This is a genomic window from Haladaptatus marinus (assembly GCF_051194195.1).
Window position 1 is genome coordinate 393,836 of the sequence record NZ_JBLZNK010000005.1, and the last position, 11,784, is coordinate 405,619.

An 11,784-nucleotide genomic window follows, 5' to 3' on the forward strand; every position below is an offset into this window, starting at 1 on the left:
GATTTCGTACCGATTCCAGCACTAGTCGCTTATTGTTTGCTGAAAATATCATCCGACCGCCCTCCGGCGCTGACTACTTCAGTCGTTCCTCGAACCACTGCCATTCGCCCGAGAAGAACCCGTGTTCTTTCAGGTTCCACACGTCGGCGTCGGTGACAACCGGCCCTTTTCGGTAGGACTGAAGCATGTTCCACATCCAGACGAGCGTTCCGAGCGTGATAATGACCGCGCCCACCGTGGCGAGTTGCTGAAGGGGTTCGAACCGCGGGAAATACTCCGCGTATCTACGCGGCAGTCCGAGCATCCCGAGGACGACGAGGACGTTGAACGTAATCGTCACGCCGATGAACGTGAGCCAGAAGTGGACTCGTGCCAGCGTTTTGTTGAACATACGGCCCGTAAAGAGCGGGAACCAGTAGTAGACGGCGGCGAACATGGCGAACGGAATCAGCCCCATGATGATGAGGTGGAAGTGACCGACGACGTAGTAGGTATCGTGGAGCACGAGGTCAACCGGAATCGCCGCCAAGAAAATCCCGGTCACGCCGCCGATGATGAACGTCGCAATCGACCCCACGCAGAACAGCATCGGGGCTTCCAGTCGAACGTTGCCGTTCCACATCGTTGAAATCCAATTGAACACCTTCACCGCACTCGGCACGGCGATGGCGAGGGACACAGCCATGAAACTCGCGCGGATTCGCGGGTCGATGCCCGTCGTGAACATGTGGTGTGCCCAGACACCGAACGAAAGCACGCCGATGGCGAGCGTCGAGTAGACGACGAACTTGAACCCGAACAGTCGCCTGCTCGCAAACCGCGGGATAATAAGGCTAACCAGTCCCATCGGCGGGAGGACGAGGATGTACACCTCGGGGTGGCCGAAGAACCAGAACAGGTGTTGCCATAGAATCGGCCCGCCGCCGTCGAGCGCGAAGAAGGTGGTGCCGAAGTTGCGGTCGAGCAGAAGCATGATGAGGGCACTGCCGAGCAGCGGGAATGCGAACAGGATGAGCCCCGCCTGCGTGAGGAACGTCCACGACAGGATGTCCATCTCGGCCCAATCGACTTCCTTCTGCGTGAACGTGGTGGCAATGATGTTGATGGCCCCGATGGTGGTGCTTACTCCAGACAGGTGTAGACCAAGCAACATCAGGTTGATCGTTGGATTCGGCTGTTGGCGCGACAGCGGGGTGTAAATCGTCCATCCCGTCTCCGGGGGCTTGAGTTCGAAAAACGGTTGTGCGGCCGCTTGCCCAAGAATCGGTTGAATGATGTGTCCACCAACGTCGGAGATGAGACCGAACCGAACCAACAGCAAGGCTGGCGGAAGGAGCCAGAAGCCGATGGCGTTCAGTCTCGGGAACGCCATGTCGTCGGCCCCAAGGAGCAGGGGCAGGAAGTAGTTCGCAAACCCGAACAGCACGGGCGTGGCGAAGAAAAACAGCATCGTAATCCCGTGCATGGTGAACAGGCCGTTGTACGTCTCGGCGTTCCACACGTCCACCTGCGATGTGAACAGTTCGGTTCGGATCATCATCGCGTCCGTTCCGCCCCAGAAGAACGCCAGCGCGCCGAGTAACAAGTAGAGCGCGCCGATATCCTTGTGGTCGACAGTCGTTATCCATCTGACGAGTCCGGTCGGTTTACCGTATCCGGACTCGAACCCGGTGGCGTACCCGCCATCGGGCTTCGCAGTCGGGGTTCGTGTTTGCTCGTCTATCGAACGGGACAGCCAGAGTGCGACCGCTACCAGTGCGATTCCGAAACCTGCACCAGCGGCGGCTTCACCGAAGAGGTTCATTGTGGTCGGGTACGAGATATCGTCAATTGCTGGCGGTAGTTGCTGTGCGATACTGGTCTCGTCCCGACGTTAGGACGGACATCTCTTAACCGTCGGGGCCATTCTCACGGAATGAAAACGGAATCACCCCCGATTAGTTGTCATCTTGAAGGGGAACGCCGACGACCGGATGGGTTGTCTGGGTGAGCACCGACTGGGTGATACTGCCGAACAGCACCTTTTGGGCTGGACTCCGCTTCTGGCTAAGTCCGATGACGATTTCGTCGGCCTCCTCCGCGTCCGCGAGCGTGAGAATGTCGTGTGCTGGGTCGCTAGCGGCGGTGTTCTGTTCCGTCTCGACGGTTACGATGTCCGCGAGTCGTTTTTCGAACACCGACAGCGCTTCCTTCCCGTCGCGAACTTTTTCCTCGTCGTTGCCGCCGTGGAGTGAGTTGAGGATGGAGACCGATTCGTCCCCGTCGAGTCGTGAAAGGAGGTAATCACAGAGTTTCTCGCTCGTCTCGGTGCTATCGGTTCCGACGACGATGTGGGCCATGCGCGGAAAAAGAACCGGGGGCGATATAAACTGGGTGGCAGGGGTAAACCCTGCAATTTCGTCATGATTGTATTCCCATTTTCGATCGTCCACAACTATTCAACCCCGCCACGTTTGATACAGTCGTATGGAACAGGTGGCGCTCCTCGCTGAGGAAATTCGAGATGCCGATACCGTGGTCGCACTTACCGGGGCGGGCATGAGTACCGCATCGGGGATTCCGGACTTTCGAAGCGACTCGGGTATATGGAACCGATTCAACCCCGAGGATTTCGACTATCGGCGATTTCGTGGCGACCCTGAGGGGTTCTGGGTTGACCGTGTCGAACTCCACGAGACGATGTTTGGCAAGACTATCGAACCGAATCCCGCCCACGACGCGCTCCGCGAACTCGGCGAGGAAGGCTATCTTCACGCAATCATCACGCAGAATACCGACGGTTTACACGACGGCACGACACCTGCAGAACTCATCGAGCTGCATGGCAACGCCCACCACGTCGTTTGTGCATCCTGTGGTCGCCGAACCGACGCTGCTCCGATTAGTGCACGCGTCAAATCGGGAGAACGACCGCCCCGCTGCGGCCACTGCGACGGCGTGTTCAAACCGGACGTGGTACTGTTTGGCGAGCAGCTGGAGCGAACCGACCTCCAGAACGCTCGCGAGTGTTCGCGGAAGGCGGACGTGTTCTTCGCAATCGGGTCGTCACTCTCCGTCGAACCCGCCGCCTCCCTGCCACGAGTCGCCGACCGGAATGGAGCGACCACCGCCGTCATCAATTTCGACGAAACGCCGTTCAACACCCTTTCGGACTTCGATATCCACGGCGATGTGACCGATGTGCTTCCGAACCTGCGCAATTCAGTGATGTGACTTCGGTTCAAAATTTGCCACCCGACACGACCGACGTAAATTCGTTCGGCGACCGAATCGACGACGCCGTCGAGCAGTTCGCCTGAAATCTGATTTCGACCCCCGTTTTCCATTCTATCGAACGAACGTTTATAGCGTTGGGAATATAATTATAATTGATAACGTATGGCAGCGCTCGGCTACGTCGTAAGCGCCCTCGTGATGGGATTCTTGCTCGTGGTGCTCGGACTCGCACTCGTTCGAGCGAGGGATTGGCAACGGTATATCCTGCCGAAACAGTCCGGCCCGAGTTGGTCGGACGGGGAGGCCGAGTTCGAACTGCTTCGTACGATCGCCAGGAATCCCACCGGCTGGGTGCTTGGCTTTCTCGTTGCAACCCTTGGAATCGGTGCCGGGGCCGTCCTCTTTGTCAGCGGTGAGGCGGTTCCGCCATCCCTTCGACGGAACGCGTGGCTTCTCGTTGTATCCCTCTCCGTTGCGCTGGTCGCGGGGTACATATTCTGGGGCACGTACCAATCTTCGCGCTATCGTGGGCTGGACAGCGCACAGGCGACGCTCACAGCACTTTGGGTTTGGGGTGCTCTATTCATCGTCGCCGTGATTGTAAAACTCGTGATGGCGTAGCGACGCTACAGAATCGAATACGACGCCGCGAGCGTTAGCGCCAGCGCGGCAAGCAGACCCACCAATACGACGACCGTAATCGACCGCGGTTCGTATCGCAGATGCTGATAGTACCCCGCCACGAGCAGCGCTTTCGCGAACGACAGCACGATTATCCCTGCGAAGGCAGTCCAGTACGTCAGCCCCGCGAACTCCACGAGAACCTGCGCGGTCGCCATCACGAACAGCAGGACGTAAATCGCCGTGTACAGTTTGGCGTTGGTCATGGTTACAGGATGTAAAACAGCGGGAAGAGGAACAACCAGACGATGTCCACGAAGTGCCAGTAGAGGCCGAAATACTCCACCGGTCGTTCGTCGTCCAGATACGCTCCGTTCCACGCTCTAACGATGAGGTACAGTACGATGAACAGGCCAACGATGACGTGGGCCGCGTGCAGTCCGGTCGTCAAGTAGAACGTCGAAGTACGCATGCCGCTGGAAATCGTCAGTCCCTCGTGGAACAACTCCCGCCATTCGAGACCCTTGTTCACAAGGAAGGCAATCCCGAGAACGAACGTGACCACGAGGCCCGCGATGAGTCCACGCTTACTGTTTCGTTCCGCGGCGACGAGCGCCAGCACGACGCTGAAACTGCTCGTCAGCAGGAGGTAGGTGTTTATCAGCCCGGGAATCGGGTCGTGGGGAACCGGTTCCCACTGCACCCAGCCGCTGGCGACCCGGATGAACGCGTACGACCCGATGAACGCGCCGAACAGCACGACGTCGGAGGCGAGGAAAATCCACATGCCGAGTTTCATGTTTTCCACGCCCGCGAAAGGCCAACTCTCGCCGAACGGCCCCTCCGGCCCGCGGAACCGTTCTCGAGCCATCGAGACGAGGGCGAACCCGCCGAGCGAAATTCCCACGCCGAGTGCGACGAGGGAGGCCATCCCGCCGGTGAGTTGCCCTTGTTCGAACCCGGACATACCCAGGAAGGTGAAGAAGGCTCCCAGACCGACGACGAACGGCCAGATGCTCGCGTGGTCTACCTCGTGTTCGGCGTGGGCCGGTTGCGGTTGTTGCGTCTCGTATGCGACCATTCCACCATCAGTCGCTCCGTCCGCTACACCTCCCTCTAGCGCGCCGCGCTCACCGCGGTCGAACCGGAGTCTTCCGTCTACGAAACTCGGAACGCCGGGGAAGTTTTCGAGGGGCGGCGGCGAGGGAATCGCCCACTCGGTGGTGGTCGAATACGACCACGGGTTGTCCGGCGCGGGCTCCCCGACGACGAGGCTTTTCGAGAGGTTGTAGAACATTACCAGGAACGATGCGCCGAGCAGGAACGCGCCGACGGTGGCGAGTTGGTGCCACGGGATGAACGCCGGGTCGTAGACGAAATCCCGACGAGGGGTCTCCCACGCGAGGAACATCGGGAAGTAAAGCAGGTTGAAGCCGACGAAATACATCGCGAAGTGGACTTTGCCGAGGAACTCGTCGTACTGCTTTCCGCTCATTTTCGGGAACCAGTAGTAGAGGCCGCCGACCAATGCCGTCACGCCGCCGACCATCACGTAGTGGAAGTGCGCGACGACCCAGTACGTGCCCCGGAATTCGTAATCGAGGACAACTGCGCCGAGAAAAACGCCGGTAATTCCGCCGAGGATGAACAGGAGAAGTGCGCCGAACGAGAATAGAAACGGCGTAACGAACCGAACGCGCCCCTTGATCATCGTGTAGATGAGCGCAAACACCATCAGGTCGAAGGGGAGCGAAATACCGATGGTCGTTGCCATGAACAGCGTCTTGATTTGGAGGTTGATACTCGTCAAGAACATATGATGCATCCAGACCGCGAAGCTCTGTACCGCGACGAGAATCATCGCCAAGATGAACCATTTTCGTCCGACGAGTCGCCTGCCGGTAAACGTCTGGAACGTTTCCGCCATCACGCCGACTGCCGGGAAGAAGACGATGTACACCTCGGGATGGCCGAAGAACCAGAAAAGATGTGCCCAGAGAATCGACCCGCCTGCTGTCGCGGTAAAGTAGGTCGTCCCGAGCAGTCGGTCGGAAGCGAGGATGAGCAGGGCCGCAAGCAGCGCCGCAAACGCGAACAGCATCATCCAGACCGTGAGCAGAATCGTCCACGAGAACAGGGGCATCCGCCAGAGGGTCATCCCTTCGGCACGCATTCGATGCATCGTCGTGAGGAAGTTGACGGACGACACCGTCACTGAGGCGACGAACAGCATCAGTGCCAACACTGCGGTCGATGCTCCGACGTTCGGGGTGTAGACGGGGAGATTCAGCGGCGCGTACATCGTCCATCCGCCGGCCAAGCTTCCGCCTTGGAAGAAGGAGATGCCGAGCAAAATTCCCGAGAAGAGATAGAGCCAGTACGAAAGCGCGTTGAGCCGTGGAAACGCGAGGTCTTTCGCGCCGAGTTGGAGCGGAACCACGTAGTTGGCGAACCCGAACGCGAACGGTGAAAGGAACCAGAAAATCATGATGAGGCCGTGGGTGGAGACGGCCTGATTGTACGATGTGGCCGAGAGAATTCCCGTTCCCGGCGTCCACAACTGAAGGCGCATCAACAACGCCAACACGCCACCGAAGATGAGGAAGAAGAGTGCGGTAATCGTATAGAGGATTCCGACATCCTTGTGATTCGTCGTGACGAGCCATCGTCGGACGGAACTCGTCGGGGGAAATGCGCCGTGGGCGTTGGTTTCGTCGGTCATGCTGATCCCGTTGTCGTTCGATTCGTTCCCTGGGTTGCTGTCCGCTTCGTCGAATCGTTGGCTGCGCTATTATCGTTGGCAGAACTGTTGGTGCTCTCGTACCACGACTGGTACTCGCCCCGTTCCATCACGACGACATCCGCAGTCATGTAGGAGTGACCGGCCCCACAGAGTTCGAAACACCGCACTTCGTAGGTTCCCGTTTCGTCGGCGATAAACCACGTATCCGTTTGTTGCCCTGGTATCGCGTCTGTTTTTACGCGTAGCTCAGGGACGCCAAACGTGTGGAACACGTCGGTAGATGTGACGGTTAGCTGTACAGTCTTCCCCTCCGGCACTCGGAGCGTGCTACTTTCGTGTCCGTTCGGATAGATAAATTTCCAATTGAATTGCGAACCGACGACTTCGACCTGCATCGCGTCTTTCGCTTCCGTCGTGCCATCATCTTCGACGTAGAGAAGCGTTCCGTACGTCCAGAGAACCAGCGAGACGACGATGATGCCGCTCATCAAGAACGAAGTTCGAAGTTTTCCCCCGCCGTGACCGCTTCCCGTCGGGAGTTCTCCCAGTTTGGGCGGGTCAAACTCGTGCGTTCCGTTGCCGTCCCGGTATCTGTACGCCGTGTACAGCATGTACCCGATGACGACGAGGGTGACGAGAATACCGAGGAGGAGGAACACATCGAAAATCTGTTGGAACACCTCCGCACGCGTTCCGCGTGGAATGAGACCACTTGCACCGTCGTGTAGTGGGAAGAATCGGACGTATTCCAACATCCTTCATTATTAATATACGTCTATTCACTTAGCGGTTTCGGGGAACTCCTCGGGAACGCTTTTGTCCTTTCATGTAGTATCATCCTTCATGGCAGATAATGACACACAAACAGTCATGGAAGTCGATGTGAACGAAGGTGCCACGGAACCGGATTTCGATACCCTCACCGGAATCGTCGTCGACGGGTTTATCGGTGCAATCGGCGGTCTCGTCGGTACTGCGGTCATGACCGCGGTGCTCATGGTCGGGGCGACCCTCGGGGCGTTCGACCTGAACTCGTTCGCCGTCCTCGCCGAACTCACCGGAACGGAGGCACTTTTTCCCTCGAATCCGGCGGCGGTCGGCTATCTCGTCTTCCTCGCCGGTGGGATGGTGACATGGCCGCTTCTGTTCGCCTCAATCGGGTCGTATCTCCCGGGTGAAAAGTACGCGACGAAGGGGATCCCCTACGGGTTCGTCCTCTGGACCGGGTTCGCACTCGCGTTCTACGACGGCTACACCGGACTTCTCCTGGCGCTGTATCTCGTGCTTACCCTGCTCGGCCACTTCGCCTACGGGTTCGCTCTCGGTGCCGTGTTCGATTACCTCTCGAAACGCCCGACTACGCTGGTGTAAGGGGCGTTACTCTCGCGTTTTCGATTCCCACGGTGACTCGGGGTCGTCGCTATCGTCGGGTGGTTTCATCGACTCTGTGTATATCGCCTCCGGTTCCAGTTCCTCCGCTCGGAACGTTTCGAGGAGGTCTTCGACATCCTTTCCAGTTCGCATCTGGTACTCGGACAGGATCGAGATGAGTCGATTTATCTCGGCATCGGTGAGTGAAACTGTGTTCGACATGTATCAAATACCGTCCTGACGACTAAAAGAAGCCATGCCTGTATCAGCAACGGTGGTAACCCTTTCATGACAATTGTCACTGTTTGACGGTATTCATCACAAATTACATTCACGTTATTCATCGTACGGCCAGCGACCACCGGTTTTCAATTCTTCGACGTAACCCTCGTCGATTTCTTCGCGAATCTCCTCACGCGATTTGTGTGGAATTTCGCGCTCCGATTCGGCTACCGCGACGACCACGTTCGAGAGCACGAGAGCCAGCGCTCGCAGATCACGGATATCGAGCTTATCCAGCGTATCGGCGTGCGTATGGCCCCAACCGCGTCCGCTCCCCTCCGACCGAGAGTAGGCCATCACCGACGGGACACCCTCCTGCACGAACGCCCACTGGTCGCCGTGGGGGCTGATTCCCTCATGTGTGGAGAGCGGAACGCGCATCCCGTCCGTGACTTCCTCGAAAGTTCCGCCGAGTTCGGTGAACCCGTTCGTTCCGACGCCAATGTTTCTGGAGTTGCCCGCACCGTCGATATTGATGACGCATTTCACCGACTCCAAATCGTGCGCTTCGGCCCAGTGGTACGCACCGTAGAGGCCGATTTCCTCCGACCCAAACGTGACGAGTCTCACTCGCGTATCGAGTTCGACCTGTCTGAGCAACCGCCCGATTTCGGCGACGAGCGCGCTTCCAGCGCCGTTGTCGTTCGCCCCCTCGCTGATGTCGTGGGCATCGACGTGGGCGGTGACCAACACTTCCTCCTCGGTATCGGGGCCGACGACGGTCTCCACGTTTCTGGAGTTTGTCAGTTCGTTTCGGCAGTCGACCGTAACAGTCGCTTCGTCTCCCCTCTCCTCGTCCCCTCTGTCGTGCTCTCGCAGCAGTCGCGCCCCAATTTCGGCGGAGACGCCGATTGCCGGAATCGGCCCGGGACGGTTGTGGTAGCCAACCTCGCCGGTCGGCGGAAGACAGCCTTCGACGTGGTTTCGGAAGACGAACCCGACTGCACCGGCGTCAGCAGCGCTGGCGTACTTTTCCATCCGATGAATCCACCGCCCATGGTCGTCGGGGGTCTCGCTGGACGCCATGACGACCTTTCCGTCGAGATCCCGTTCCTCGAAATCCTCGGCCAATCCGTAGCCGACATCGACGAATTCGCCGGTCGCTTCGCCGCTCGGCGTTCCGGGGAGCGCGATGGCTTCGTGGTCTGCGGTGAGCGTTTCGTCACCGACCGCGAGCGACGACGACCCGCGCCACCATCCCGGAATCTCGAACTCGTCGATTTCGACTTCGCGCGCGCCACCGCGCTTGAAGGCGTCAACGATGACCTGCGCGCCGTCCGCTTCGCCCGCTTGTCCCGCCATTCGGTTGCCGACCGAGACGAGCGCTTCGAGCGTTTCCCACGATTCGGTGCTCGTAACGGCGTCGCCGACGACCGATTTGGGTAGTCGTGACATGGTTTGACCACCCACTCGGTCATCAAGAACCTCCGGAACCCGGCACGCCTTACAGCTACTTGATGAACCGACGTGCCGTCGATAACTGAACTACTATCTTTGGGCAGGTCGTACGGGCGAGTATGGATTCCGCTGACCGGACTCGCACGGCGCGCAACGCCGTCGAGCGCATCGCCGAACCGGTGCTTGCACTCGACGTCGAGTGGCGAGTTACCTATCTAAACGACCCTGCACGAGACGTTTTTGCACTCGGTATCGGGGAACGACTGCCCGACGCATTGCCGACCTCTGCGGGCGAGACGATTCACGAGCACTGTCAGGGGTCGATGACGGACGGTGAATCGCAGACCTTCTCTCTGTCCCTCGGTGGCGCGCGGTACGAAGCGACGACGCACCCCAACGAGACGGGTGTGACGCTCATGTTCCGCGAAATCGAGGTGTTGGAGGATGTGGCCGCCGAACTCAAACTGAAAGAGCGGGCCATCAACGAAGCACCCGTCGGCATTACCATCGCCGACGGAGAACCGAACGACGAACCGCTCATCTACGTCAACGAGTCGTTCGAGGAACTGACGGGCTATTCTGCGGAGGAGGTGCTCGGGCGCAACTGTCGGTTCCTTCAAGGAGAAGGGTCAGACCCCAACGCCGTCGCCGAAATGCGGGCCGCAATCGACGCCGAAGAACCCGTCTCGGTCGAACTTCGCAACTACCGGAAGGACGGCCAAGAGTTCTGGAATCGGATCACTATCGCCCCGATTCGGGACGACACAGGTGACGTTACTCACTTCGGCGGGTTCCAGACCGACATCACCGAACGGAAGAACGCCGAGTTTGCGGCCCGACGGCGGGCCGAGGAACGCGAGCACCTGCTCGAACGAATCGAGGGACTCCTCGGTGACGTGACCAGCGCGGTGGTCGAAGCACCCACCCGACAGGCAATCGAGACGGCGGTGTGTGAACGAGTTTCGAGCGTCGAACCGTACAACTTCGCGTGGGTCGGTGAACGCGACATCAGAACCGATAGCGTCGAAGTGCAGGCGGTGGCTGGTGAGTGTGACCCGAAACCGGAACACCCGATCGTCGCCGATGCACTCGAAACCGGCGAACTACAGGTGGACGAACTCGGTATCGAGGGCTGTGAGGCAGTCGCTGCGGTTCCCATCGCGTACGACGACACGGAATACGGTGTCCTCGTCATCTGCGCCACGGAGTCGGATGCATTCGACGAACGAGAACAGGTCGTCCTTCGGTCGCTGGGTAGGGCTATCGCCAGCGCCATCAACGCCCGCGAAACGCGCCGTATCCTCATCGCTGACAGCGTGGTCGAAGCGGAGTTCGCCTTCCAGAGTACCGATCTTTTCTTCGTGGATATCGCCAATCGAACCGGTGCCGAAGTCGAGTATCTCCAATCGACCAACCGCGACGACGGCTCTGTCGTCTCGTTTTTCTCCATTCACGGTGCGTCCTCGGACGACGTGTTGGAGGTAGTCGAAAACAAGTCGGGTGTGACCGATGCTCGACTGGTCGCCGAACACGACGGCGAAGCCTTGTTCGAATTCGTCCTCCCGCCGGGCACGCTCGTCTCGACCATGTCCGAGTACGGTGGAAAGACCCAATCGATTTCGGCGACCCCGAGCGAATCTCGGGTCATCGTCGAGTTCCCCCAGGAAGCAGATGTTCGCGGCCTCGTCGAGCGATTGAAGGATTCGTATCCCGGCACGGAACTGCTCGCCTACCGCCACCGCGAGCGACCTGCGAAGACGAAACAGGACTTCATCGAGACCCTGACCGACAATCTCACCGAGCGCCAGTTAACCGCCCTGCAAACCGCTTACGTCAGTGGCTTTTTCGACTGGCCGCGACCCGTCACCGGCGAGGAACTCGCCGAATCGATGCGAATCTCGCGTTCGACGTTCCACGAACATCTTCGGGCGGCGGAACGCAAACTCTGTGGCGAGTTCTTCGGCGACGAGGAGGTCTAACAGCGTGTATTCACGTCGTATCGTTTCGATTTCCGGTACAACAGCGTTTTAATCAGTCCCGGAATGCGCAACCATTCGATTGCAGACAGTGACGTGATTGCTGCCGGGATTGCGATCAAAAATAGTGCTGGTTCTTCGATGGATTTCGAAACCCGAGTGTAACGGCTACTATCC

General features: G+C 58.8%; 11 protein-coding genes. 4 read left to right on the plus strand and 7 right to left on the minus strand.

The features are described 5' to 3' along the window. Positions 1 to 73: 73 nt before the first annotated feature. Positions 74 to 1,804, minus strand: a complete 1,731-nt coding sequence (locus ACN2TU_RS19240) for a cbb3-type cytochrome c oxidase subunit I (protein ID WP_435157610.1) — start codon at positions 1,802 to 1,804, stop codon at positions 74 to 76. A gap of 133 nt (positions 1,805 to 1,937) precedes the next feature. Then, positions 1,938 to 2,339, minus strand: a complete 402-nt coding sequence (locus ACN2TU_RS19245) for a universal stress protein (protein WP_435157611.1) — start codon at positions 2,337 to 2,339, stop codon at positions 1,938 to 1,940. Between the two features lie 127 nt (positions 2,340 to 2,466). On the opposite strand from ACN2TU_RS19245, the gene ACN2TU_RS19250 reads away from it, so the two are divergent. Then, positions 2,467 to 3,213 (plus strand): SIR2 family NAD-dependent protein deacylase, encoded by a 747-nt coding sequence (locus tag ACN2TU_RS19250; RefSeq protein ID WP_435157613.1) that lies wholly within the window; start codon positions 2,467 to 2,469, stop codon positions 3,211 to 3,213. A gap of 165 nt (positions 3,214 to 3,378) precedes the next feature. Then, positions 3,379 to 3,837, plus strand: coding sequence for a hypothetical protein (locus ACN2TU_RS19255; protein ID WP_435157615.1), 459 nt, complete (start codon positions 3,379 to 3,381; stop codon positions 3,835 to 3,837). Positions 3,838 to 3,842: 5 nt separating this feature from the next. Here ACN2TU_RS19255 and ACN2TU_RS19260 read toward each other — a convergent pair whose 3' ends face one another. From ACN2TU_RS19260 to coxB, 3 genes are read right to left on the minus strand one after another with little or no spacing between them, the layout of a single operon-like run. Beyond that, on the minus strand, positions 3,843 to 4,103 hold the full coding sequence (locus ACN2TU_RS19260; RefSeq protein WP_435157617.1) for a cytochrome C oxidase subunit IV family protein: 261 nt from the start codon (positions 4,101 to 4,103) through the stop codon (positions 3,843 to 3,845). Between the two features lie 2 nt (positions 4,104 to 4,105). Next, on the minus strand, positions 4,106 to 6,559 hold the full coding sequence (locus ACN2TU_RS19265) for a cbb3-type cytochrome c oxidase subunit I (protein ID WP_435157619.1): 2,454 nt from the start codon (positions 6,557 to 6,559) through the stop codon (positions 4,106 to 4,108). Continuing rightward, positions 6,556 to 7,335 (minus strand): cytochrome c oxidase subunit II, encoded by a 780-nt coding sequence (coxB, locus tag ACN2TU_RS19270; protein ID WP_435157621.1) that lies wholly within the window; start codon positions 7,333 to 7,335, stop codon positions 6,556 to 6,558. The genes ACN2TU_RS19265 and coxB overlap by 4 nt, the downstream gene beginning before the upstream one ends. A 115-nt stretch (positions 7,336 to 7,450) precedes the next feature. On the opposite strand from coxB, the gene ACN2TU_RS19275 reads away from it, so the two are divergent. Then, positions 7,451 to 7,951, plus strand: coding sequence for a DUF6789 family protein (locus tag ACN2TU_RS19275; protein ID WP_435157834.1), 501 nt, complete (start codon positions 7,451 to 7,453; stop codon positions 7,949 to 7,951). Positions 7,952 to 7,957: 6 nt separating this feature from the next. Here the strand turns inward: ACN2TU_RS19275 and ACN2TU_RS19280 are convergent, their stop codons facing one another. Continuing rightward, positions 7,958 to 8,173 (minus strand): hypothetical protein, encoded by a 216-nt coding sequence (locus ACN2TU_RS19280; protein WP_435157623.1) that lies wholly within the window; start codon positions 8,171 to 8,173, stop codon positions 7,958 to 7,960. Positions 8,174 to 8,287: 114 nt separating this feature from the next. After that, positions 8,288 to 9,628 (minus strand): M28 family peptidase, encoded by a 1,341-nt coding sequence (locus ACN2TU_RS19285; RefSeq protein ID WP_435157625.1) that lies wholly within the window; start codon positions 9,626 to 9,628, stop codon positions 8,288 to 8,290. Between the two features lie 122 nt (positions 9,629 to 9,750). Between ACN2TU_RS19285 and ACN2TU_RS19290 the strand changes: the two genes are divergently transcribed. Beyond that, positions 9,751 to 11,610 carry a bacterio-opsin activator domain-containing protein gene (locus ACN2TU_RS19290; protein WP_435157627.1) on the plus strand — a complete coding sequence of 620 codons (1,860 nt, stop codon included), beginning with the start codon at positions 9,751 to 9,753 and terminating at the stop codon, positions 11,608 to 11,610. The last annotated feature ends 174 nt before the right edge of the window (positions 11,611 to 11,784 follow it).

Bases quoted from the DNA above. Each gene is read 5' to 3' on its own strand.
- ACN2TU_RS19240 (WP_435157610.1), bottom strand. From the start codon at position 1,804: ATGAACCTCTTCGGTGAAGCCGCCGCTGGTGCAGGTTTCGGAATCGCA.
- ACN2TU_RS19245 (WP_435157611.1), bottom strand. From the start codon at position 2,339: ATGGCCCACATCGTCGTCGGAACCGATAGCACCGAGACGAGCGAGAAA.
- ACN2TU_RS19250 (WP_435157613.1), top strand. From the start codon at position 2,467: ATGGAACAGGTGGCGCTCCTCGCTGAGGAAATTCGAGATGCCGATACC.
- ACN2TU_RS19255 (WP_435157615.1), top strand. From the start codon at position 3,379: ATGGCAGCGCTCGGCTACGTCGTAAGCGCCCTCGTGATGGGATTCTTG.
- ACN2TU_RS19260 (WP_435157617.1), bottom strand. From the start codon at position 4,103: ATGACCAACGCCAAACTGTACACGGCGATTTACGTCCTGCTGTTCGTG.
- ACN2TU_RS19265 (WP_435157619.1), bottom strand. From the start codon at position 6,559: ATGACCGACGAAACCAACGCCCACGGCGCATTTCCCCCGACGAGTTCC.
- coxB (WP_435157621.1), bottom strand. From the start codon at position 7,335: ATGTTGGAATACGTCCGATTCTTCCCACTACACGACGGTGCAAGTGGT.
- ACN2TU_RS19275 (WP_435157834.1), top strand. From the start codon at position 7,451: ATGGAAGTCGATGTGAACGAAGGTGCCACGGAACCGGATTTCGATACC.
- ACN2TU_RS19280 (WP_435157623.1), bottom strand. From the start codon at position 8,173: ATGTCGAACACAGTTTCACTCACCGATGCCGAGATAAATCGACTCATC.
- ACN2TU_RS19285 (WP_435157625.1), bottom strand. From the start codon at position 9,628: ATGTCACGACTACCCAAATCGGTCGTCGGCGACGCCGTTACGAGCACC.
- ACN2TU_RS19290 (WP_435157627.1), top strand. From the start codon at position 9,751: ATGGATTCCGCTGACCGGACTCGCACGGCGCGCAACGCCGTCGAGCGC.